This window comes from Gluconobacter oxydans DSM 3504 (assembly GCF_000583855.1).
Classification (GTDB): domain Bacteria; phylum Pseudomonadota; class Alphaproteobacteria; order Acetobacterales; family Acetobacteraceae; genus Gluconobacter; species Gluconobacter oxydans.
The window spans coordinates 1,382,501-1,407,371 of sequence record NZ_CP004373.1; the positions used below are offsets into that span (position 1 = coordinate 1,382,501).

Here is a 24,871-nt window from a genome sequence, read left to right on the forward strand (position 1 = left end):
AGGCAAACCCGGGGAACTGAAACATCTCAGTACCTGGAGGAAAAGACATCAACAGAGATTCCGCTAGTAGTGGCGAGCGAACGCGGAGCAGGCCAATGCCTGATCAGGAAGAAGCTGAACGGTCTGGAAAGTCCGGCAAGAATGGGTGATAGCCCCGTAAGCGTAGTGTTCTGATGAGGATTCGAGTAGGGCGGGGCACGTGAAACCCTGTCTGAACATGGGGGGACCACCCTCCAAGCCTAAATACTCCTTAGTGACCGATAGCGAACAAGTACCGTGAGGGAAAGGTGAAAAGCACCCCGATGAGGGGAGTGAAAGAGACCTGAAACCGGACGCCTACAAGCAGTCGGAGCCTCTTATGGGGTGACGGCGTACCTTTTGTATAATGGGTCAGCGAGTTTCTGTTTGCAGCGAGCTTAAGCCGTTAGGTGTAGGCGTAGCGAAAGCGAGTCTGAATAGGGCGAATGAGTTGCTGGCAGAAGACCCGAAACCGAGTGATCTAGCCATGGCCAGGCTGAAGGTGCGGTAACACGCACTGGAGGGCCGAACCCACGCCTGTTGAAAAAGTCGGGGATGAGCTGTGGCTAGGGGTGAAAGGCCAATCAAACTCGGAGATAGCTGGTTCTCCGCGAAATCTATTGAGGTAGATCGTCGGGTGTTTACCCTGGGGGGTAGAGCACTGGATGGGCTAGGGGGGCCCAAAGCCTTACCAAACCTAACCAAACTCCGAATACCCAGGAGTATAGCCCGGCAGACAGACAGTGGGTGCTAAGGTCCATTGTCGAGAGGGAAACAGCCCAGACCACCAGCTAAGGCCCCTAAATCGTGGCTAAGTGGGAAAGGATGTGGGGATTCCAAAACAACCAGGAGGTTGGCTTAGAAGCAGCCATCCTTTAAAGAAAGCGTAATAGCTCACTGGTCTATTAGAAACCCTGCGCCGAAAATGTAACGGGGCTCAAGCCACGTGCCGAAGCTGTGGGTGCATTCTTTGAATGCGCGGTAGCGGAGCGTTCCGTAAGTCTGCGAAGGAGACGGGGTGACCCTCTCTGGAGATATCGGAAGTGCGAATGCTGACATGAGTAGCGACAAACAGTGCGAGAAACACTGTCGCCGAAAGTCCAAGGGTTCCTGCGCAAGGTTAATCCACGCAGGGTGAGCCGGCCCCTAAGGCGAGGGCGAGAGCCGTAGTCGATGGGAACCAGTTGAATATTACTGGGCCTGCCAGAAGTGACGAATGAGAGATGTTGTCTGTCCTTAACGGATTGAACAGGCTTTTCAATCATTCCAGGAAATAGCTCTGGCGTATAGACCGTACCCGAAACCGACACAGGTGGACTGGTAGAGAATACCAAGGCGCTTGAGAGAACGATGCTGAAGGAACTAGGCAAATTGCTCGTGTAACTTCGGGATAAACGAGACCCGCTCGTGGGCAACCATGGACGGGTGGCACAGACCAGGGGGTAGCGACTGTTTAGTAAAAACACAGGGCTCTGCGAAATCGTGAGATGACGTATAGGGCCTGACGCCTGCCCGGTGCCGGAAGGTTAAGAGGAGGTGTGCAAGCACTGAATTGAAGCCCCGGTAAACGGCGGCCGTAACTATAACGGTCCTAAGGTAGCGAAATTCCTTGTCGGGTAAGTTCCGACCTGCACGAATGGCGTAACGACTTCCCCACTGTCTCCAGCATCGACTCAGCGAAATTGAATTCCCCGTGAAGATGCGGGGTACCCGCGGTCAGACGGAAAGACCCTATGAACCTTTACTGCAGCTTTGCAGTGGCATCAGAGACATTCTGTGTAGGATAGGTCGGAGGCTTTGAAACCCAGGCGCCAGCTTGGGTGGAGCCATCCTTGAAATACGACCCTGAATTTTTCTGATGTCTAACCGAGACCAGTAAGCCTGGTCCGGGACCCTGCATGGTGGGCAGTTTGACTGGGGCGGTCGCCTCCCAAAGTGTAACGGAGGCGCGCGATGGTGGGCTCAGGCCGGTCGGAAACCGGCTGTCGAGTGCAATGGCATAAGCCCGCCTGACTGTGAGAGTGACAGCTCGATCAGAGACGAAAGTCGGCCATAGTGATCCGGTGGTCCCACGTGGACGGGCCATCGCTCAACGGATAAAAGGTACTCTAGGGATAACAGGCTGATCTCCCCCAAGAGTCCACATCGACGGGGAGGTTTGGCACCTCGATGTCGGCTCATCACATCCTGGGGCTGGAGCAGGTCCCAAGGGTTCGGCTGTTCGCCGATTAAAGTGGTACGTGAGCTGGGTTTAGAACGTCGTGAGACAGTTCGGTCCCTATCTGCCGTGGGTGTAAGAGACTTGAGAGGATTTGTCCCTAGTACGAGAGGACCGGGATGAACATACCTCTGGTGCACCGGTTGTCACGCCAGTGGCACAGCCGGGTAGCTAAGTATGGACGGGATAACCGCTGAAAGCATCTAAGCGGGAAACCCACCTCAAAACGAGGTCTCATAGAGCCGTGACAGACCATCACGTTGATAGGCCGGGTGTGAAAGTGCAGTAATGCATGCAGCTAACCGGTCCTAATCGCTCATACTTCTCACTCCAAAACACATGCACAGAAATCAGCCACACACTTCAAACGCACCAACCACCACCCTCTCTCAAAAGACAGGGTGGGCTGGAAGACCTGGTGGCCATTGCGAGGGCCCTACACCCGATCCCATCCCGAACTCGGCCGTGAAATCCCTCAGCGCCTATGATACTGCACCTTAAGGTGCGGAAAAGTCGGTCGCCGCCAGGTCCCCCAGCCTACCCAACACCACACCAAATCCCCCAACATCAACCAAACACCACCGCGGGGTGGAGCAGCCCGGTAGCTCGTCAGGCTCATAACCTGAAGGCCGCAGGTTCAAATCCTGCCCCCGCAACCATAGATCCCTGCACCAGGTGCCTGAAACCCCCACGAAACCAACAGGTTCGTGGGGGTTTTCGCATTTGAAGGCCGGGGGGAGGAGAGCAGATTTGCTTCATCGCTTTGGGATCTAACGCTTCGGAAAGGAAAATTACACTACGTATGCTCGCGTTCCTGTAATGAGCAAGTTACTCGTCAGGACTGAGCCGCGCTGAATATTCGGGAGAATCATGTATGACCAAGCTGCGTGTTGCCGTTATTCAGGCCGGAAGTAGCCTGTTCGATACGCCTGCAACTCTTGATCGCATGGAAGCGCACTGCGAGGCTGCTGCTGCGCAGGGGATTGATTTAGCAGTTTTCCCGGAGGCCTATATTGGCGGATATCCTAAAGGACTGACCTTTGGTGCCGTTTTGGGAAGCCGTTTTCCTGAAGGACGGGATGATTATCTGCGGTACTGGAAGTCAGCCATTGTGGTTCCGGGCCTTGAAACAGAGCGGATCGGGTCTTTTGCCCAGAAAATGACAGCACACTTGGTCGTTGGGGTGATCGAGCGGGATGGTGCAACCCTCTACTGTACAGCACTCTTTTTTGGGCCTGACGGAGCGCTTTTGGGCAAGCATCGCAAGTTAATGCCGACGGGTACCGAGCGTTTAGTCTGGGGACAGGGAGATGGGTCCACCATTCCGGTTTTCAGTACCGAGATTGGACGCCTGGGTGCTGCGATTTGCTGGGAAAACTATATGCCGGATCTCCGTCAGAGCATGTACGCGCGGGGGATCAACCTTTGGTGCGCGCCTACGGTGGACGAGCGTGATATCTGGCAGGCTTCCATGCGTCATATTGCTTATGAAGGTCGGACTTTCGTTCTGAGTGCCTGTCAGTTCATGACGCGTGCAGACGCCCCGGAAAACTACGCGTGTCATCAAGGAAATAACCCCGAAACGGTTCTTATCCGGGGAGGCAGCATTATTGTCAGCCCATTGGGAGAGATCATCGCGGGACCGGTTTATGACCGGGAAGCAATTCTGACAGCCGATATCGATCTGGAAGACATTATCCGGGCAAAATATGACTTGGATGTTGCAGGTCATTATGCCCGCCCCGATATTTTCAGTCTGCGCGTTAACGACGTTCCACAAAATCCAGTTTCTTTTTCAGAACAGGCTCAGGCTGTCTCAGGAAGTGACCAAAGCGAATAGCCTGTTCTGCTGGCGTCAGGAGGGTGAAAAGGGCTCCTCAAAACCAGAAGGTTTTTCGAGCCCTTATGTCACTAACGGTCAGGATTGAGGCATAAGAAAACCTCGATGTGAAAACGCCACATTTCGTGCTGCGTTTTCAGCCAAGGACAGCGTTATAGAATTTCTTCAGGGCAATTTGGTAATTTGCCATGTCGAATTTGCGGGCCTGTACGGGGCCATCCTGATGCATTTTCTGACAAAGATTATCGTCCCTATCGAGCTTCTGGATACCTTCCATGATGCTGATCGTATCATAGGCATCCACCATCAGCCCGGCCTCTCCCACGACTTCCGGCAGCGATGCCTCTCCTGAGGTCAGGACAGGTGTTCCCATCATCATCGCTTCCACGACGGGCAGACCGAATCCTTCGGTGAGGGAAGGAAACAGGACGGCTCTCGCCCCCCGGATGAGCATCATGAGGTCATTTTCCGGCAGGTATTCCATCTGGATAATACGTCCCAGACGCTTGCCACGCTCCAGGAGCTGTTGTTCGCCTTCTGATTTCCAGGCCATGGCACCCACTACGACCAGCTGTCTCTGACTTTCAGAGGCCAGGAAAGCCTCAATCAGACGCGCGATGTTCTTCTTGGGCTCAATGGAACCATAGTAGAGGAAATATCCATCTGTTCTGAGATCATAAAGGCGATTGAGTGTTTGGGTAATAATGTCAGCAGAAAGGTTCTGAACAGCGGTCTGTTCCCGCACCGACTGATAGGTGTTGTGCGTGATTGCTGCAGCCTGCGGGGCAAAGTCTATGATATCCCGTCGGGATGCTTCTGAGACGGTACAGATCGCATCTGCGTGCCGCACGATATCCGTAATCAATCGGAGATGGTTGGTCTTGTTGTCCAGCGTGGTGTGTGGGAGGCGCAGGGGTACAAGATCGTGAATGGTATAAACGTTCTTTGTATTCCGAGCCCGGATTGGCAGTGGATAGGTCCAGTGCATGACATCCGGGGTATTGGGCAGAGTAATATTCAGGAAACGGCGCGTCCGGCGGTAATGTGCCCATGCCGTGATGAACAGGTCCCGTGCATTGAGAATACTGTCAAAAGCTGGAAGCCGTTTTGAAAAAGAACGGGCATCTACATGCTGGTCGACCGGAACGCTGACAGCACGGTGCCCCAGAAGTTCTGCACGGGCCCGTTCTTTCCATCGGGCGCCCATGAAGCGTGCCCGACGGCTTGGTTCCTCTGCGCAGACCTGATCGAAAAACAGGATTTCACGCAGCAGACTTGGTGCCTTGGAAGGGATGTTCAGGCCATACAGTACGTCGACCTCACAAGACATTTCCTTGAGGGCATAACTCAGTGTCCGCGCGTAGGTCGCTACTCCCGTGCCGCGGGGAAGGGCAAGATTGAAACCATCGAGAGCGACGTGAAGGCGAGATTGAACGGACACTTGAACTCCTTGAACGGAAATGGGGAATACGACATCAGACCGTCGGGTTGTGGCAGGAAGAAGGCTGTCTTCCGGCCAGGACCTCACGATACAGGGCGCTGAAGCGCAATCCGTAATCATGGGGATTGAAATGCTTTACACGTTCGCGGCCAAGGGCAACGAGATTTCGGCATAAGGTCTCGTCCCGGTCCAGCTCGATCAGGCCTTCCGTGATCGACCCGATATCGAGCGGGTCCACCAGGCAGCCGGCGCCCCCCGCAATTTCCTCAGTGGTGCCGCCCTGAGAGGTGAGAACCGGAATACCCAGAGCCATGCCTTCCACGATAGGAAGCCCGAACCCTTCGGCCAAAGAGGGAAATACGATGGCGCGGGCTTTGGTGAGGGCTGCAAGAAGATCAGGTCGGCTAATCCAGGGTAGCCGCATGACGCGCTCTGGGTGGAGATGTTCTGAGAGTGCCGCGAGTTCCTGCTGTGCGCCGAAGCCATCCGGACCAATCAGAACCAGCATGCGCGTGGTGCGGCTGAGGCTGTGAGCCCGGATCAGGCGTGCGATGTTTTTGCGGCGTTCGATGGTGCCGATATGGATGAAGCTTCCATCAGGGCAGGGTGTCTGTCCTATGGAGTGGCTGCGTGAGAGTTCTGCCTGGATGTTGGTCGCCTGATGGATGGCGTGGATCCGCTCCGGCGGCAGACCGAAATGCGTCATGATATCTTTTTTGACGCTTTCCGAAATCGTGATGATCAGATCTGCCCGATCAATCACACGCTCGAGCATCCGCTGGGTCCGCTTGGGATCCGTCTGGCAGAATTCGGGATGCAGAATGGGGATGAGGTCATGGATCGTGACGATGTTGGGACAGCCGGGCATGTAGAGCGGCAGTGGACAGGTCCAGTGCATGATCGAGGGTTCTTCAGTGGGCTCGACTGCCAGAAGTTTTCCAAAGATATTGAAATGCACATGCCCGATCCGGAAGATATCCTCGGCAATCAGGTTTCCTGTCTGGGGGCCTGTACCAGCGAAACCCTTGCGCCGCCGGCTACTCAGGGCCCGGGCGAACCGGAGGCTGCGGGCGGGAAACGAATGGGAATGCTGCGAGGCGGCTGGCTGTAAACCCGACGCTTCATGGAGCCACCCTACCGAGATTTCCTGCTGGTTTTTCAGGGCTTCGGCGAGTGTTTTCGTGTAGGTTGTGACGCCGGTGCCCATGGCCCGGCCGGTATTTCGGGCGTCTAGAATGATCCGCATGAAGTCGTAGACTTATCGCGGCCGGATATGGGTTCGAAAGATGCGATCCAGCAGGGGAACTGTCGTAGCGTAATTGCCGTGGACAGGCGCATGATGATGCAGCAGATGATGCTTGCGCAAAATCCGGGGAAGCCGTCTGCGAGAATTCGTCTGATGGCAGGCCCAGTGCACCGTGTCATAGACGGTATAACCCGTGACGAATCCGGCAAAGCCTGAGTTATGGCCAGGAAGTCCGGAATGGCGGCAGGCAAGCCATATCAGAAACCCAAGAGGAAGACTGACGGTCAGGGGCATGATGCTGCGCAGTGGGTCTTTCGGATCCGCATGATGGTTGCCGTGGATCAGAAAGATGAAGTGACGTCCCATCGCGGAACTGAGCTTGAGATGGAAGATGTGGCGGTGTGCGACATATTCGAAAAGAATCCAGGCCAGCAGTCCTGTCAGGAAGCCTGTTACCATTTCCCAGCCTGAGTCCGACCGGAAAGCTGTCGCGATCGCAAGAATGTCGATTGGAAACCAGACGCTGAAAAACAAAGGGAAAGGAGTGAGCGTCGTCAGCTCGAGCCATTTGTTTCGAAACAGGCGGACCCGCGTCGGATGTGCCCTGAAAGTGCGGACCATCATTGCAAACCTCACCTGTCTTTACAGAAGCAACCCGTAACTTTACGTCCTATCATCCAGCCAGTTCCCTGTAAATCACGGTAAAATCTCAATGTCTGCCAAACCGTTACACACAGACTGAATAACCAGGTGCCGAACAAGGTTTCCAGGAGAATGCCTGACAGAGGTCCTCAGAACGGCAAGACTGATATATGGTGGCAAGATCAGAAGTGTGAGGCAAGCCGATCCATATGAATAGGGTGTCCGTAGGTTTCGAGAATGACAGGATGACCGGAGAAAACAGATCTCCTGGCAGAATGCACCAGACCATGTCCTGGATCCGGCGCCGGTCCGTTTTTCTGGGGGTTGTTGTGCTTCCGACCGTTCTTGCGGGTGGCTATTACGGACTGGTGGCCTCCCCGCAATACCAGTCAGAGGCGGAATTCGTTGTCCGGGGACAGCCGTCCCAGTCGCCCGGGGCGCTGGCTGGACTGCTGTCCGGCGGGAGTTCTGGTGGGACAGAAGATACCTACGTCGTTCAGGAATACGTGACGTCACGTGATGCAGCGCAACTCCTGCTCCATACGCAGGATCTGGCTAGCGTTTTTGATCGGCCGGGAACGGATGCTCTGGCGCGTTATCCCAACTTCTACTCGGGTCTTACGTTCGAGCATTTCTATTCTTATTATCAGCGCCACGTGAAGGCTGAACTGGACACGACCACTGGCTTGTCCACGTTGCGTGTCCGAACATTCAGGGCTGACGATTCACAGAGAATTGCCAAAGCGTTGATTGCTGCGGCCGAGCAACTCGTCAATGAAATGAATGAACGGCAGCGGGAGAACACGATTTCCGCATCCCGCAAGGAGCGCGATCTTGCGATCGAAAGGCTGAGGGGAGTCAACAGCCAGATCGACTCATATCGCAATGAAATCGCGATGCTTGATCCGCAGCGCCAGTCCCAGCCTCTCCTGACAGATATTGCAGGGCTGGAAACAATGAAAATGGCCACGCGCGTTCAACTCGAACAACTCCAGCATTCCACGCCAGATAGCCCGCTCATTCCCGTGCTCAAGCGCCGAATGGCAGCGTTTGACCAGGAAATTACCCATTCGTCTTCCCGTATAACAGGAGGGAAGGATACTTTCGTTCCCAAGATCAGTGGCTATGAAGACCTTCTGTTCCAGCGCCAGCTTCTCGAACGGGAAGTGAGTGCGGCTGATGCTGCTCTTGATGCGGCGCGGATCCAGGCGGACAGACAGCAGCTTTATCTTGAAGAGGTCACAAAACCCAATCGGCCGGACTATGCTGCCTATCCCCGGACACTTGCCAACATAGCAATCGTATTTGCCACCATGTTGGCATTGTATCTGATGGGCGCTCTTCTGGTGTCTGGTGCCCGCGAACATAAGAGCGTCTGAGATATGCTGCGCTGTATCGACGTCACGAAGGATTATCCCGTTCATGGCGGTCAACGCCGGGTTCTGGATAAGGTGAACTTTACTCTCAACAGAGGGGAAAAGCTTGGTATCCTGGGGCGTAACGGCGCAGGAAAATCTACCCTGATCCGTCTGATCGGGGGGGTAGAGCCGATGACGGCCGGGCGTATCGAACGCACTATGACTGTGTCCTGGCCGCTAGCGTTTGGAGGGGCGTTTCAGGGGAGCCTGACCGGGCTGGACAACCTGAAATTCGTTTCACGGATTTATGATCTGGACTATGCCTACACCCGGGCATTCGTGGAAGATTTTGCGGAATTGGGGCGGCAGCTTCTTGAGCCGGTCAAAACCTACTCTTCAGGAATGCGGGCGCGGTTGGCCTTTGCTCTGTCCATTGTGATCGAATTCGACTGTTATCTGATCGACGAGGTGATCATGGTTGGTGACGCCCGTTTCCACAAACGATGTCAGGACGAATTGTTCAATAAACGCAGTGAGCGAGCCATGATCGTCGTTTCGCACGATATGGGGTTCATGCGTGATACCTGCGACAGGGTCGGTGTTCTCGATAAAGGCCATCTCAGGCCTTATGAGACGCTCGAAGAAGCAATCGCTGTTTACGAAAACCTATGAAACGCGCGATAGGCCCTCTCATCCTGTCGGAACAGGATGAGAGGGCATTGCCTCTTCTTAGCGGGCAAGCCAGGCCGCTGTAATCGCCGGGCTGATCAGTGTGCTGATAAGCTGCGTGAACTTATAGAACCGATTGGTTTTTGCATTGGCGATGACAAGCACGTCGTGATTTTTCATGGGAACACGCTGAGCGGCGAAATACGACGTCGGATTCATGAGATCCAGTTGATAGACAACCGGGACACCAAGTGGTGTGGCGGGTGTCGTGATTTTCAGCGTTCTTGCCGTCTCAGGAGTTTCAAAACGGAACAGGAAAGCTGCGTTCGGGTCCGCACGGCTGTCAGACGGGCCGCCGACCCGCGCCAGAGCTTCTGCGAGGGAGACATGAGGAGACTTGAACGGTGTTTCTGTTGCCTCCCGTCCTGCTGCTCCAAATACCGTGTAGGTGCGCGGCTGATAGATGACATGCAGACGGTCTCCAGGACGGGCGCGGATATCCTGGGCCGGATAGGATTCCAGCGTCCCCAGATCGGTGGCTGCCGTATGTTCCTGGCGCACAAGCTGCACATGAGTGTCTTCGGGGGGATAGATGGCACCGCCTGCGATGGCGATCAGGTCGGACAGACGTTCCTGAGCGGTACTCAGTGTGACGCGGCCTGGATGATGGACTTCACCAGAAACAATGACCGTATTGGAAATGTCACTGGCAATCCTGACCATGACCTGAGGGTTCTGTGATTTTCCAGCCAGCCCCGCACTGATCATTGCCGCAACAGCTTGCGGGGTCTTGCCCGCGACATGCAGGCGTCCTGCATACGGAACGAGGATTGTCCCGTCGGTTTCGACTTCAGTTGGCGGAAGCGTTTCAGCGGTTACGCCAGTGGCACCTCCTGACGCGGCACCCATGCCATTGGACTGGGTGACGGCCGACAGGCTGCCGCCCGATGAGAAAAGACCGTTCCCCAGTTCGAAGACTGTGATGGTCAGGACGTCACCCGCACCTACCCGATCATTCTGGGCTGGGGCATTGTCAGCCGTATCCAGCGAAGAGATGAACGGGGGAATCTCAGCCGCCAGAATCGCCGCCACGTTCGGCGTAACCGGGAGTACGGCAAAGTCCAGAGGATTATGTTTCGTATCCCGTGATGCCTGCAGCACACCACTTTCAGTGGGGCCACTGTCTGGCATGGCGCTGCATCCAGCAAGAGCAAGGGCGAACGCATATGCTATGCTATGCTTGGCAAAACGGGCCGACCAGCGTGGGCACGACAGGCTGATACGCGGAACGGTCATAGAAGTTGAACCCTCGGGAAAATCCTTGTCAGCGCGTTGTGTAGACTTAGAGTGGACAGCAGGTCCACCCATTGAAGGGTTTGTGACTGAAAGCATGCCGACAGACGAGGCCTCAGAAATTTTTTACGCTGCGTCGATCAAGATATCGCCCATATTCGAATACCAGCAGACCATCGTAGATATGCATGCTTTGCACGTTTTCACTGAAAGAGTTGGGAGGAATGACCTGTCCCGTGTGATGAGCATGCATCTCATCGATCAAATCTTTGGCATATCCTAAGATGGTGCCTGGATCTCCCAATGATCCTTTATAGTTTTCCCAGTAGGATGTGTAAGTATCTTCTATAAAATAGAGTCCATTATTCTTGATGATGGCATTCAGGTTTTCGAAACTTGAAATAGTATCCTCCGGAAGATGCGATCCGTCATCTATCACGATGTCTGGCGCGCCAAATTCTATGACAAGCTGCTTTCGGAACAAGGGATTATCCAGGTTTCCGGCCCTGAAGGCGATCTGATCTTGATCTTTGTACCCGTTGGTGAGGCAAACAATTTTTGAAAAGGCCCCCAGGTACCGCACCCACATTTCTGCCTGAGCCTGAGCATGCGGCTCATCAATAATCAGGTAGAGAACGCAGGGACGATTTTTATAAGACGCAAGGTATCGCTCGTAAATCGAGAAGAAGTGCACGTTTTTCTCAATTTCACCGCTTTTGACGCTGGTGAATGCATCATACAGAGACAATGTGTATTCCTCAGTCAATTCTTGACAAAATTTCGTGCGCAATGCCTTTTGGGTCGGATACGATACTGTACAGATTGAACCCTAGAGTGTTTTCGTGCTGCTCTGTTCCAGATTTCGGGAATAAATATCGACTTTTATTTTTTGCTGCTTTGTCTATTAGTTTAAAATTGCTGTTGAGAAGATTTGTGGGGAGAATGCAAAAAATATCATTCTCCAACTCGGAAAATATACTCATGTGAAATGCGGAAGAAGAAGTGCCAATAATGGTCTGGCGTTCTCTGAATAAAGAAATCTGGTCTGGAAGAGACATGGTTTCCGGGCAGAAAATTTCCACGCCTGCATCCCGAAGGACATCGATGATTTCTTCTTCATTTCCGATTTTGGTGACACCGTTTCGCATCTGGTGTTTGCTGAGATAAGCTGGTGTTGTGTTGGAGTGAATGGGCCTCTGTCCAACGATACGATCGCCAATCTTCCGCATCATTCTGCCATAGACGTCATGTACGAAATTCTGCTCCTCCAGAGAGGCTCTGGGAATGGAGAGATGGCGAATCCGTACTGGAGTTTCGAACGTGGCGAAATCCTTGGCTTCAAGATTCGCCCCTTTCCAAAACTCTTCTCTGTAGGAAGGATTGAACCAGTCCGGAATTGCTCCGTGACTATGGCAGAGAATAGGTGAAGTCTTTTCGTGAAATTCCAAAAACCACAGCCGTGACAAGGAACTGATCAGGAAATGTCCGAAGTGGTTTATGATCGGACCACCGTAGATATAATGTTGTTCCGGCGCATACGGGACATCATCAAAATTTATATCTGTCGTGCTGTTTCCACAGACGAGGGCGTGTTGCCCACGAAAATATCCCGAACTATCGATCAGACGTCCGTCACGGGAAAAAATCCCCCACTGCCGGTCGTGGTCGAGGTGTACACCCACAGTGAACGGCACAAAAAGAACATCAAAATGCTCTTCTATGGACGGGCGTGAACGGACCAGATGATCGTTTCCCCAGATCGTGGTAACATCTCGAAGGATCATGAGAAAATCCTTGAAGGGGTCGTGGGGTTCATGTCTGTCTGCAATTCTCTGTCGATTGTCCCGTGCGTCAAGGGATCGAGACCCCTCTTCGCTTTTGTGAAGAGGGCTAACTATGGTAGACCGCCCCCTGAAAGGCAAGATGCCGGATTGGTGCGTTAGAATGCATATCTGAGAAATATTTTTCTCTACATTGGAGATGTTTCATTTACATGCGTCATTATCAGAACAGTCTGGTGTCGTTGGTAAAACTTCAGATCAAGGTCATTGCTGCACTGATGATGCGTGAGCTTCACACGCGTTTCGGGCGAGAGAATCTGGGATATCTCTGGATTGTGGGTGAGCCCATTCTTTTCTGTGCTGGCGTCGCGATCGCATGGACCGCAATTCGTCCTGCTCACGAGCATGGTCTGCAGACAACGGCAGTGGTCATTACGGGCTATGTGCCCCTGACCATGTGGCGGCATTGTCTCATGGTTTCCATTCGAGCGTTCGAAGCCAATGGCAGCCTGCTTTTCCATCGGCAAGTCACACCCCTGGATATTATTACCGCTCGAAGCGTTCTGGAAATCAGCGGAACGATTATGGCCGGTCTGATCGTTTGTACAGGGGCTATTCTTTTGGGTTACATGTCTCCTCCCAAGGACATTGGCCTGCTGTATGTCGGCATTATCTATCAGGCAGCCTACTCTTATGCGACTGCCCTGCTTGTGGCGGCTCTGAGCCAGCGCTCCGAGCTGGTGGAAAAGTCCGTAAGTGTATTTTCCTACCTTTCTTTGCCGTTCTCAGGAGCATTCGCATTTTGCAGTTGGCTTCCGCAGAAAGCGCGTGAAGTCTTACTTTGGTCGCCCTCCGTCAATAATATCGAAATGATCCGGGGAGGGCAGTTTGGGGAAACAATTCATCCCTACTACGACATGGTTTATGACGCTTATGCGACGATCATTCTTTTGATTATTGGTCTCTCTCTGACCTTGCGGGTGCGGCGCTTTATATCGGTCGTCTGAAATCCGTTATTGGCCTGTTGCCGTCCAGACGATCTCACAGTCTGCTTTGCTCGCTATGACGGTGAAGCTGACAGCAGAAACACTTGTTACGGTGGCTGTCGCGTTTTCTCCGTAAGTTTGTGCGAGCAGGATTGGGGCCGCAAAAAAACAGTTATGGCCCAGAGGCCGTTTGGGGAAAAAGATTTCTGTGCGTCCCTGCTTCGCCTTCGTTCTTCCATGAAGGCTGATCAGGCCGTCTGATGTTATTTCGCCTCCGATTTCACGGAGTGATGTCTGGCTGATCTGGTTTCCCCCAGCATCGCGGACTTTTTCTCCGCCGGACCAGGCGGCCCAGAGGGTGTCCACCTCGGAGAGCGTGTTACGTTTGGGATTGGGAAGCGCCGGATCTGCGAATTCAAAAGCGCAATAGATCGGGGCATAGGACAGGACATTGGTATCGCGGGCACGGAAATTGTCAGAGCGTCCGTCGACATAAACGAGGGATAGATCCGGTTCACTACCCGCAAAGACGTCGAATTTCACGCCGTCGAGCAGGATATCCCCGCAATCGACAAAGCTCATATAACGCCGTCTTGGCCGCCCATCGGGAATGGGCAGATGATCCACGTTGCGGTTGGCAATGTAGAAGCCGCCGCGAACGATGATGTTCCTGCAGTGGACCAGATCCAGAGCATACCCGAAGCCCTGCCAGTCACATTCCATGAAGTACCAGATGACGCTGCGATAGGTCTCATCAATGCTGTTCCGACGGTCCGGTGAAGCATGGACCCGCGACCGCACCATTCCCCAACCATTATAACAGGTGCAGGAATAGAAGCGCTGTCCTTCCAGCGGAGAGCGGATGTCATAGTCCCAGCCCCAGCTGTAATTGGCGACCAGGACATTGATGAAGATATAAGTGAAGCATCCCTGTGTGAAATGGGGTTCGCTGATGATCTTGAAACCAGCCGCATCCTGCATTGCGAAGTCGGGCCCGAATACCGTCACGTTTTCGCAATGCCAGTTCCGTGGGCAGTTTACGATCGTGGCACCCTGGCTCCATTTCCGCAGGGCGACGCCTTGCCACGTCATGCTTGCCTGTGGAGCTTCTGCAGCGAAATGGACGGAAATGCCCGTGCATCCACTGCCTTTCGGGTTACCGTCATCGAAACCGAGGTCCTGAAGCTGAAGATAACCCCTTGCTGGCTCACTGGACGTCCCGTGTGTCAGGATTCCCTTACCGCCCGTTGCCATCACCAGGACCGTCAGGTCCTGTCCGGCCCCGCGGATAGTAAGATTGCGGCCTCTCGTCTGTAGTGGCCCCGAAAGACAGATCGTCACAGCTGGAAGATCAAACAGGATGGAAGGGCACGCCATGTTTGGAGTGGTGACGCTGCTTTCGTCGATGCATCCCTGCAGGACATGCAGGTCGTCCGTTTTCCCATCAAGAGCCGCGCCACGACGCCGGAGTTCGGCTTCATCAATTCGCAGTGACGAAACTCTCTTCTCCGCGGAGGCCGAAGCTGCGGCGAGGAAAGGCGCGGCAAGACCCATGCCGACCAGTGCCCGGCGGCGGTTGACATCGGGATGTATACGGTCGGCTCGACGGGACATGTTTAGGTCTCTCCGGGTTGAAGAAGCTTTTCGTACAGAACGCCCAGATCCTGCGCCTGGTCGCGTGCAGTCCGGGATATTTTCAGTTCTGGGGCAGGCTGCCTGAAGCGGGTGGGGGACTTATCGATCAGCGTCAGGACGCGGCGCAGATCTGCTGCGCTGGAAACATCGATCCGGAAGCCATTGATATCATTGTTGATGGTATCACCGATGGCGCCACGATCTGATGCGACTACCCAGCATCCGCAAAGCGCGGCTTCGCGGGTGACGAGCCCGAAACTTTCCGGCCAGATCGAGGGAGCCAGCAGGACATCGATGCTCGCGTAGAGACCGGCCACTTCATTCTGGGACATTTTGCCGCGGAAAACGACCGGCGTCTGTCCAAAGACATCTGTCCGCTCATCGCCGGGACTCATCGCATGATCTATGGCCAGAAGTTCGAGATTGTGGAAATTCCCTTCCCGAAGGGCAATCTGGATCAGGTCCCATCCCTTGTGACGTGCCAGGCCTCCGATAAAGCCTAAACGGATACGCCCGGATTCTTCGCGGAGACGTGGACGGGGCGTAAGGGCGCTGACACCGTTTCCAATGGTCTGGACGTGATGGACCCCGGCAGTACGATAGAGTTCTGCAAACGCTTCCGAGACGGCCAGAACTGCTTTTGCGCCAAAGAGCCTGTCGCGCAGACTCTCCATGCGTGCCACGGCCTTTGCACCGCACCGTTCGAGGGTTTCAAGAGGCGAAGAGTAGTTATAGAGCCGCGGCTGCCCGAGTTCGTCGATGACAAACTGTCGGTCCGAAATCCACCAGGCATCGTGAAGAGTGATGCAGTAAGGAATGTCCAGTTCCAGGAGCACATCAATGATGCCGGCGGTCAGGCGCTGGATGCAGTGGAAATGCACGAGGTGGGGACGGAACCGTTCGATCACTTTGCGGAATTGCGTGACCATGTTGGGGTCTTCAGCGATACGGTCCTTGTCGTCCACATCCAGAGGGGCGACCGATGTGACGAGGATACCATCCTGTGCGTAAACCCGGAGTTTCTCGCTGTCGGGTTCGGCCTGGGAAGTAAAGACTTCGAACAGAAAGCGTTTGTCTTCCGGAGTGGAAAGGTCGCTGAGGTTGTCGTGGAAGACCCGGGTGGCTCCGCCGATGGCCTGGGGGGGATAGAAGACATTGACGCCGAGAATGCGGTGCCGTGCTGTCGTGTCTGGCGGTGCCGTTCGTTCCATGAGTGCTTTGGCACGGCTGGCGAGCGGGGTGGCCCCGTAGGTGGTGAGGGCATGGGTATAGGCGGCTTTTCCGATCCGGGTCCGCAGTGCCTGATCTGCCACGAGCTGGTCCAGCGCCCGTACCCAGCTGTTGGTGTCCGTGGCGAAGAGAGCGGTCTCGTTCTCTTTGGCAACATCCCTGTAGCCGGCGGTGTCGCTAAGGACAGAGGGGATGCCGAACATTGCGGCTTCCAGCCATTTGATGCCGCTTTTTGTGTCGGTCGTGGGGGATTGGCCAAGGATGGCGAGATTGATGTCGGCCGAGGAGAGAAGGGACCAGTAGGCCTGCACATCCGGCAAAGGGGGAAGAAGCGTGATGTTCCCCCTCAGGTCCGTGAGAATGCTGTCCTCGGGCAGGTCGCCGACGATGCAGAGCCGGACCCGCTGGCCATATTTTTTAAGGATCCGCGCCAGGGCCGGCTCGAGCACGGAAACGATTTCTGAACGGTTTGCTTTCGTGTTGCTGCCATAGAAGATCGTCACGGGTTGATCGGGAGAGGGAGATTTTCTGCCGTGACGCCGCATTGCGATTGCATGCGCCTCTCCAAGGCCGTTCGGCTGGACGAAGACTTCGCCATTGTGATGGCGTCGCATCCGCTCGGCGAGAGGTTCTGTGGAGGCTATGGCGTATTCGCACAGGCTCAGGGCCTTTGCGAACAGCGGAGCGCCCAGTGCCAGGCCGTAATAGGTTTCCTGGCTGATGGTGCCGCCATAAGTCTCGAAGGGTTCAGGGTAGAGTTCGGCATCGAAAATCGGATCATCGATGTCGTAGAACGTGGTGAGGCCGAGTGAGCGGGCCAGATGGATGGAGCGGATGACTGCGGGCCATGCGGGCGTCCGGTAGAAGATTACGCTTTCAAAAGCGGAAATTCCTGCGGTGAAGGCATCGAGATCACTATCTACATTGAAGATTTCAACAGTGTACCCCGCAGTCAGCAGATGATCCCGCCGTTGCTCCACACGATAAAGACGGCACTGGGAAAGGCTCATCTCGGCAACGATGGCAATCTTTCCGGTACGTGGCCTGAGTGCTTTTGGAAAAGGCAGCCGAAATGGGATCTCATTTAGGAAATTGTGAATGATATTCTGACCGTCGGCTATGCGTCCGATTCGAGCTAACGCCAGTGCCTCTCTCCAGGCTTGCTGGAGGTCCTGTTCTTCCTGGGTTCTGAGCGTATGGCGCAGAGCAGGTTCGCCGGCATGTGATGCGCCACCTGCGTACAGAGTCGTTCGAGCTGCTTTCCGTTCGCCTAAATGGTCTTCGCAACGTGCCAGAACCAGATATGTCACGGCTGCTTCGTGAGGCTGGCGAACCAGATCCTTCAATAATGGAAGCGCCGATCCTTCCATGTTCTGTGAAGCCAGCATAAAGGCGAGTGCGCGCGTATTCTGACGGCAGGTGGGGACATGGAGATAAATTTTTTCCCGTAGTCGTCTGGCTCCCTTCTGATGAAGAGCACTTCCCTTTTCACCACGGCATGCGATGGCGTGCAGGAGGGGAGCGTTGCGCGGTGTGGGCGTGACGGGGCGCTCGGGATCGGTGAGGAGGTCGGAGATGAAGCCCTCAACCAGGGTGCGCCGGGTATGGGTGGCGGCGTTTTCGTCCCGGAAGGCCGATGAGAGAAGGGGATCCACGTCTTCGAGCGTAGTGATCCGGTCGCCCAGAAGGCTCTGGATCCAGCGTTTTTCGTTCGCAGGGACGTGCTGCGCAATACCAGTGGTGAGCCAGTGCCGGTAAGCGCCGGCATCCGTGAAGGCGATGCCGTTCAGACGGAACCTGCGATAAAAATCGGGATCGAAACTCTCGACGAGGCTGAAGGGGAGGCATTTTGAGATACCGGACGTGCAGAAATGCCGCACGAGGTCCAGAGCGACGGGGGTGCCGAACGTCTGGCGCACTTCAGGATTGATTTGCCAGTAGGCCCAGGGGTCGAACAGTTCCATTCCGGCGTGGCAGAAGCCCTCGCTGGTCCAGAGTGCGGTAATATCGGGTGTCACCCATTCTGGCTGTCGCCATGAACGCTTGGGCTGCTTCTGGCGTTCGCGCAGGGCAGCGATGTCCTCCGCCGCGAAGAGGGGATCGCCGGAGATGCGCTGGCCTTCTTCCAGCGCGGTGATGCTGTCGCGGAAATTGCCCGCAAGGGACAGCAGATGACCGAGCTGAAGCCAGCCATCGGGATCATGTGGCGAGAGAAGCGTTGCCTGACGGTAGGCATGTTCGGCCTGGGAAAGGTCTCCCTGTTCCTTGAAGGCGTGGCCGAGCTGGATCCAGATATGCGCCAGACCCGGATCGACCGCCAGCGCTGCCTGATAGGCTCTGGCGGCCTGTGCCCAGTTCCGGTCGCTGTTATGCGCGTTTCCCTGACGGATATGATGATCCACAGGGAGAGACGTCCGGAACAGTCGGCCGATCCGCCATGGTTTCATGGGCGGGAAGCCAGAAGGGTACGATAAAGGGACAGGATGTCCCGCGCCTGATCATCGGCATGACGCAGCGGAGTGTCCGGCTGCGGGGGAGGTGTCAGGTAACGCTCCGGATCGGCGTCAATCATCTCCAGAACCCGGACGAGATCCGCGGGCGAGGTTGTATCGACCACGAAGCCGTTCACTCCCTCGACGATGTCAGTGCCCATGGCCCCCTGATTGCTGCCAATGACCCATGCGCCGCACTGGGCTGCTTCGCGGGTCACGAGGCCGAAACTTTCGGGCCAGGTGGACGGGGCGAGCAGGATGTCCATGTCTCCATAAAGTGTGGCGATCCTGTCTGCCGGAACTTTTCCCCGGATGGTGACAGGCGTGCTGCCCCATCGCGTTTCGAGCGGAGAGCCGGGATCCCGAGCATGTTCGAGGATGGTCAGGGAGAGGTTCCGGAAAGGACGGCTGCGAAGGGCGGCTTCGACGAGATAGGCGCCCTTGTGATGTTCCAGTCCGCCCAGATGACCCAGCCGGACGCGACCCTGCCGCGGAGTGCGCACGGGGGCGACGAGCGCCGATACGCCATTGGCGATCGTGGAGACCTGGAAACCTGCCTTGCGGTAAATTTCCGCAAATTCTTCGGAAACCGATAGCAGTTCCTGCGCGTGACGCAGGGCGCTCCGCAGTCGGGCGGCCCGTTCGAGACTGCGCGGCAGGCCAATCCGGTGCGAATAGGACTGTGTTGCAGGGTCAATGCTGATACGGGCCGGTTCCCCGTCTTCCTGGACAAGGAAGGGGAAGTCTGACAGCCACCAGGCATCATGCAGCGTGATGACATACGGGATGCCCAGTCTGCGGCATGCCTCTGCGACCGCGACAGAAAGGCGCGGCAGACAGTGGATGTGGACCAGATCCGGCTTGAACAGGGTGATGATGCGGCGTGTCTGGGCATCGACCTCGGAATTGTAGGTCCGCCAGTCCATGTCGATTTCCTGGGGCGTGGCGATCCGGAAGACCGGTGCACCTTTCCAGCTGTCGACACGTGTGACGCCACGATGACTGTTCTCGTCATCAGATGCCAGGATCGCGAAATCATAATCGTCACCGGCATGAGCCAGCATGTAGCCTGCATTGTCCGAAAGGACGCGTGTTGCACCCCCAGTAGTCTGGGGCGGGGCAAAAAGATTTGCGAACAGGATACGTGGCTTGGCCTTGGTGGCCGGGACCGCCCGGACGGGGGACCAGACGACAGGCGTCGGGGAAACAGCTTCCTCAAAGTGCGTACGGGCCGCGAGGGTGGCATCTTCCAGCGTCTGGGGCTGGCCGATCCAGGCTTTCAGGACTTCGGAAATCTGGGCCCATTTGGCGTAGCCCGGCGTTGATGCGCTGCCCAGTGCGGGATTGTCAGAGAGCACGAGGCACGGAATGCCGGACCATGTTGCTTCATCCGCCAGCGAACGCTGGTCGCGGGGGAGGTGGCGCAGGTCGAGGGCGATGGCGCAGCGGCTCAGGGCGGCGAGACGCTGATCCGATGTCAGTTCGCTTCCAAGGCGCTCGATACGCGTGGAATTGCGGACAGACAGTGGAAGAGCAGGATCAACACCTTCCACGAGAAGCGAAACATCCGGATAGGTCTCGAGGAGGGCGTCGAGCGCCTTCAGGAGAGCCTTTTGCCCGATCCGTGGGGCATAGGCGTCCTCATCTGCCGTAGACACGCGAACTGGTCGGCCCGCCAGAGAGCAGAAAATACGGATTTTCCCCGGAGCCGTTTCTGTGGCGGGCGGCATGTCGGCCAGAGCGTCCATCAGGGCGGAGACGCCGAGACGGGGGCGAAGGCTGAGGTCGTGAAAACGGGTGATGAGGGAAGGCATGGTCAGGACCACGTCGTCACACATTGTTGCTGCATGGATCGAACGCAGGGTCCGTCCCGTTTCACGGCTGTCGCGATACAGGAGGAAGTCGCTCCATGCCAGGTCGGACAGATCCGGGCCTTCGCCCGTGCTATCGCGGCCCAGCGGACCGGCCCAGTAGATGTTGCGCACGCCGAGGGCCTTGGCGCGCAGCAGGGTATCGACGATCAGTCCGTCGGTCTCAACCTCATGGTACAGGGCTACCGAGGCGCCGGGCAGGCTTTCCGCAAACAGGGCGACCTGCTCACGGGAGAAGACGATAACCTGTCTCGCGTCATCGGGTGCGATGCGTAGCGATGCTTCCCAGCGGGTCCTTTCGGATAGTCCGGAGCCCGAGAGGATGAGGATCGGTCCGTCTGTCCGGGCAAGGGTCAGTGGGGCAGGGATGCCTATCGATGCTACGGTTGGAACAAAGGTGTTCATGAACGCGAGGAAGCGTGCGTCAGGATGGGTTCTGGCCCGGATGTCGTCCTGAGTGATCCTGTCGTAGCTGTGGTGTGCGGCGTGATCGAACCAGCGCATGAACAGATGGGTCCGGGCTTCGCGCCAGGGCTGCATTTCTTTCCAGGCCGTCTGGGCGGTGCGGAGATGCTCCAGGCCTTTTTCGTAGAAGCCGAGATCTGCCGACAGGCGGATGCAGTTGATGTGGCTCCAACGGTTCGGCGTGTCCGTCTTCAGGCAGCGTGTATAGGCTTCAAGAGCCCCGTGCAGATCTCCCTGTGACTGAAGCCGGTCACCCAGCGTATGCCAGAAGACGCCGCGATGCGGCTCGACGCGGGCGGCTTCACGTAGACATTCCGTGGACAGATGCTGGTCGCCTGCTCCCTGGGCCCGTGCTGCACGCCAGGTCCAGAGGTCTCCGGCGCCCGGACCGCCCACCAGATCATCGCGGGGGGGCACAGCAGTGGACAGGAAGGCATCCAGCAGGTCGAGACGCGTGGAGCGGGCGAAGCGGGCCCGGTCGGTGGCCTGAAAGAGATCCCAGTGGAAGGCCGTGGGATAGGTCCGCTGGCCGATCATGTGCTGCAAGGCCCATTCCTCGGACGGGGCACGATGCATGAGGCTGCCAGCCTCCAGCCAGTGGCGGTAGGCATCAATGTCGGACAGATCGGCGGCATCGGTATACTGGCGGCGATAGAAGTCCGGATCGAATGCTACGGAAACCGAGAGCGGGGCGATACGCTCGATACCGTCTTTCAGGAAGGTCAGGATCGCTTCTGCGGCTGAAGCGGGCTTGCCGCACCATTCGAAGTTGAGTGCGCTGAATTCCTGGAGGTCCAGCATGTTGAACCACGGCGCGCTGATCGCACCCAGACGACGCAGGAGCAGGATACGGGCGGGAACGCCGTCCTGATAATCCTTTCTCTCGGCGTCACTCAGGGAAATCTTATTCGTGGTGAGGAGGGCCTCGAAGGCTTCGTCCAGACCCGGGAAATGGTAATGATACGGACGGTTCTGGGCGGCTCCGATGTTAAGGTAATGCCGGGCAGCGGTCCACGAAACTGGCTGGGTGACAGGCAGATCAGGGTTGGCCATGAAATAGGCGCCGGCGTCAAAATCCCGTGGGAGGCGCTGTTCAAGAGCGGCCTGTTCCCTTTTCATCATGGCTTCCGATCCATACCGGCCGACCAGTCTGCCATGGGTGAAGTAGTGATCCTCAAGAGCACGGTCGTTGGGCAGGGCGCTCAGGTCGCGATAGAAGCGGCGGTAGAACGCCGGATCGAAAGCGTCCTGATTCCTCTCCGCCTGTTTGCTGCCTTTTCCTTCGGCACCATGGTTCGCGAGGGCGCGCAGCTTGTTGACGAGCGACTTCTGCTCAGTGTCCGTTTCGAAGGCTGACCGTGTCCGTGCCAGCCGCGATGCGACGAGGGAGCCCGGGATCCAGTAATCCTCCCGCTGGGCGCGATGACGGATTTCCTCGTCAGAAAGCTCCGGTGCGACGAGGACGACGCTGCGGGTCTTTCCGCTCACGGCATCCACTTCGTACACGTCACTCAGCATCTGTTCGATCGTGGACTCATCCGGGTTCAGGAAGCGCTCGATCAAAGGAGATGTGAACTGGGACCAGAACCCGACGGCGCTCATCCATAGCAGAACGATATCCGAGGGATCGGATTTGATGGTGTTGAGGATCAGATGGCAGGGATGATGGGGATCTTCCTGCGCTGCGACGTCATAGGACGGCACGGTTCGGTCGCCATCCTTGCGATAGCCCAACAGGGGGCCGTACAGCGGATGTTTGAAGAACATCTCCAGCCAGGCGAAGCTGTCCTTCAGTTCGCCCGGAAGGAGGCCGTCATTGAGGATGACGTCTTTCTGGAAAATGACGTGGGGCAGGGCCGTTCGGGCGTTGCCCGAATAATTCGCATTGCTGGCGATGCAATGAAAATATACCTGCGGAATGGAGCCACCCAGTCCCTGCGGGCCTTCCTGAAGGAAGAAGGTGTTGAGGTCCCGTACGACAGTTCCGGAATAGCCGACGTCGCAGACATGGACGCTTTGGTGATTCAGAACGCCGGCATCCTTCAGATAGGATGCGGCCATGGCACGCTTGTGCAGGAGTGCCGTGCGGATTTCCTCGACCAGACCCGATGCTTCATAGGCTTCCAGAACCGTGAAGGTATCCGTCGAGGAGTGGTAGACCTTGTCCGCATCCAGGCCGGCTGGAGTGGCATCGATACCGAGCATTCCGGAAATCTGACGGGGCGTGGCTTTGCCGTGATGCAGCCAGAACGCGTGCCCGATCGACTGCAGAAGCCATTTGTCCTGGAAATTGACATTCAGCCAGCAGGTGACGGCGCGGCTGAGGAACAGGTCTTCCGAGTGAATGGGAGTGAAGAAGTTGCGGAACAGCGGCGAATTCCACTTTTCCAGCACCTTGTGCAACAGGCATCCGTCACGGCTCAGGAAGAACAGTCTGTCGCTGCCATCGCTCTGTGCGCAAAGCAGCAACTGCGTCAGGAAAAGCTTGGAAAGATCGCCAATTTCCATGTGAATGTCGGGACGGCGGCCGTAATCGGGGCGCTTGATACGGAGCAGTGGAGCATGGGCGACGTGGATCGCATGACCGCCCAGGCTGGTGGGCATGGCGACGTCGGAATGCGTATTGTCTCCCAGATGCAGCGTCTTCGCAGGGGCAATATCGAACTGCTTCCACACATGGGTGAAGAGATTGCCCGAATGTTTCGTAAGGTTTTCCTGCGAGGATACGAAAACGCGATCAATATGCTGGGCAAGTCCTGTCTGAAGCAGGATGCCCTCGATCTCGGTCTGGGAAAAATACATATCCGAGATGGCGATGACCGTCTTGCCCTGTGCCTTGAGTGCAGCAAGCATTTCGGCGGCGCCTTCGACCGCGTACAGGTTCTGACGATCAATCTCGTATTCGAAGGCCGCGACCTTCCGTCCCAGAGTCAGGGCTTTTTCCGTATGGCCGATCCGGGCGGTGAAAAGGCGGCTCCAGACAGCTTCTAGGGTCGGTTCCTCGATACGTTCATGTGCGGCGGCTTTCATCACATTGGTGATGTCGTAGCGCGTGAGGGTCAGAGCGCCCGGATTTTCCTTGCCGAATTGCCCCAGAAGGCTGAGGGCATAGGCGCTGGCAAGATCATGAACCTCATTGACTTCCAGATATCGGCGATAGACGAGCGTATCGAAAATATCGAAGGAAACGAGATCGTGGCTTACGTCGGAGGCGCCGATTTCAGACAGGGAAAAAATTTTCTGCATTAGGAGTGCCTGATCCGCTTTCAGATAAAGACAGGGTTTTCAGAAATCTGGGGAATTAGAAACCAAGTGCTGCGAGTTCAACAGTCGCGACTGTGGCGCCGGGATCATGGCGCAGGGCTTCGCGATAGGCTGTGGCCGCTTCTTCGCGTCTGTTCTGGAGTTTCAGGGCGTGTCCAAGCTGAATGTATCCTTCCGCCTGTGTCGGGCTGCGTTGAATGGCCTGTCGGTAGGCCAGTTCGGCATCCACGAGATAGCCGCTCTCCTTCAGGGCATGCCCATACTGGATCCACATGTCCACGCGGTCCGGATATCGGGTGAGGAGGTTCCTGTAAGCCAGGGCGGCTTCCGGCCACTGTTTCGCGTCCCTGGCCGTGTCCGCATTGCGAGCCAGATCGCGAAGGCGGGGAGCACTTTTGAATGGAAAAATCATGATCACGATA

At 56.2% G+C, this 24,871-nt stretch carries 14 protein-coding genes, 1 tRNA gene and 2 rRNA genes (1 of these 17 only partly in view); 7 read left to right on the forward strand and 10 right to left on the reverse strand.

The annotated features are described in order from the left end of the window. From GLS_RS06225 to GLS_RS06240, 4 genes are all read left to right on the forward strand, one after another. A 23S ribosomal RNA gene (locus GLS_RS06225) occupies positions 1-2,568 on the forward strand; it begins 168 nt to the left of the window's first position. A gap of 82 nt (positions 2,569-2,650) precedes the next feature. Beyond that, positions 2,651-2,765, forward strand: a 5S ribosomal RNA gene (rrf, locus tag GLS_RS06230). A 53-nt stretch (positions 2,766-2,818) separates the two neighbouring features. Next, positions 2,819-2,895: transfer RNA gene (locus GLS_RS06235), tRNA-Met, on the forward strand. A 215-nt stretch (positions 2,896-3,110) separates the two neighbouring features. Continuing rightward, positions 3,111-4,076 (forward strand): carbon-nitrogen hydrolase family protein, encoded by a 966-nt coding sequence (locus tag GLS_RS06240; protein ID WP_041111589.1) that lies wholly within the window; start codon positions 3,111-3,113, stop codon positions 4,074-4,076. Positions 4,077-4,212: 136 nt separating this feature from the next. Here the strand turns inward: GLS_RS06240 and GLS_RS06245 are convergent, their stop codons facing one another. The 3 genes from GLS_RS06245 to GLS_RS06255 are packed head-to-tail and all read right to left on the reverse strand — an operon-like array spanning position 4,213 to position 7,222. Continuing rightward, positions 4,213-5,517 carry a glycosyltransferase family 4 protein gene (locus GLS_RS06245; protein WP_041111590.1) on the reverse strand — a complete coding sequence of 435 codons (1,305 nt, stop codon included), beginning with the start codon at positions 5,515-5,517 and terminating at the stop codon, positions 4,213-4,215. Positions 5,518-5,551: 34 nt separating this feature from the next. After that, entirely contained in the window at positions 5,552-6,763 is a 1,212-nt protein-coding gene (locus GLS_RS06250; protein WP_041111591.1) for a glycosyltransferase family 4 protein, read from the reverse strand. A gap of 12 nt (positions 6,764-6,775) precedes the next feature. Then, a complete protein-coding gene (locus GLS_RS06255; RefSeq protein ID WP_226986655.1) occupies positions 6,776-7,222 on the reverse strand; it encodes a sterol desaturase family protein in 447 nt (148 codons plus the stop codon). Between the two features lie 512 nt (positions 7,223-7,734). Between GLS_RS06255 and GLS_RS06260 the strand changes: the two genes are divergently transcribed. Then, a complete protein-coding gene (locus tag GLS_RS06260) occupies positions 7,735-8,784 on the forward strand; it encodes a capsule biosynthesis protein (protein WP_226986656.1) in 1,050 nt (349 codons plus the stop codon). Between the two features lie 3 nt (positions 8,785-8,787). Next, on the forward strand, positions 8,788-9,435 hold the full coding sequence (locus GLS_RS06265) for an ABC transporter ATP-binding protein (RefSeq protein WP_041111594.1): 648 nt from the start codon (positions 8,788-8,790) through the stop codon (positions 9,433-9,435). Between the two features lie 57 nt (positions 9,436-9,492). On the opposite strand, the gene GLS_RS06270 is transcribed toward GLS_RS06265, so the two are convergent. The 3 genes from GLS_RS06270 to GLS_RS13100 all read right to left on the reverse strand — a co-directional run bounded on the left by GLS_RS06270 (position 9,493) and on the right by GLS_RS13100 (position 12,509). Further along, positions 9,493-10,623 carry a polysaccharide biosynthesis/export family protein gene (locus GLS_RS06270; protein ID WP_226986657.1) on the reverse strand — a complete coding sequence of 377 codons (1,131 nt, stop codon included), beginning with the start codon at positions 10,621-10,623 and terminating at the stop codon, positions 9,493-9,495. A 217-nt stretch (positions 10,624-10,840) separates the two neighbouring features. Then, entirely contained in the window at positions 10,841-11,473 is a 633-nt protein-coding gene (locus GLS_RS06275) for a hypothetical protein (RefSeq protein WP_148295898.1), read from the reverse strand. Between the two features lie 10 nt (positions 11,474-11,483). Then, the gene (locus GLS_RS13100) at positions 11,484-12,509 is read right to left on the reverse strand and encodes a glycosyltransferase family 61 protein (RefSeq protein WP_080691903.1); all 1,026 of its coding nucleotides are present in this window, start codon (positions 12,507-12,509) and stop codon (positions 11,484-11,486) included. Between the two features lie 209 nt (positions 12,510-12,718). Here GLS_RS13100 and GLS_RS06290 point away from each other — a divergent pair, with 209 nt between their 5' ends. Then, entirely contained in the window at positions 12,719-13,513 is a 795-nt protein-coding gene (locus GLS_RS06290; protein ID WP_041111597.1) for an ABC transporter permease, read from the forward strand. A 6-nt stretch (positions 13,514-13,519) separates the two neighbouring features. Here GLS_RS06290 and GLS_RS06295 read toward each other — a convergent pair whose 3' ends face one another. From GLS_RS06295 to GLS_RS06310, 4 genes are read right to left on the reverse strand one after another with little or no spacing between them, the layout of a single operon-like run. Beyond that, the gene (locus tag GLS_RS06295) at positions 13,520-15,106 is read right to left on the reverse strand and encodes a hypothetical protein (RefSeq protein ID WP_041111598.1); all 1,587 of its coding nucleotides are present in this window, start codon (positions 15,104-15,106) and stop codon (positions 13,520-13,522) included. A 2-nt stretch (positions 15,107-15,108) separates the two neighbouring features. Continuing rightward, a complete protein-coding gene (locus GLS_RS06300; protein WP_041111599.1) occupies positions 15,109-18,804 on the reverse strand; it encodes a glycosyltransferase in 3,696 nt (1,231 codons plus the stop codon). Beyond that, entirely contained in the window at positions 18,801-24,431 is a 5,631-nt protein-coding gene (locus GLS_RS06305) for a glycosyltransferase (protein ID WP_041111600.1), read from the reverse strand. The genes GLS_RS06300 and GLS_RS06305 overlap by 4 nt, the downstream gene beginning before the upstream one ends. A 55-nt stretch (positions 24,432-24,486) precedes the next feature. After that, positions 24,487-24,861, reverse strand: coding sequence for a tetratricopeptide repeat protein (locus GLS_RS06310; protein WP_148295899.1), 375 nt, complete (start codon positions 24,859-24,861; stop codon positions 24,487-24,489). Positions 24,862-24,871 lie beyond the last annotated feature (10 nt).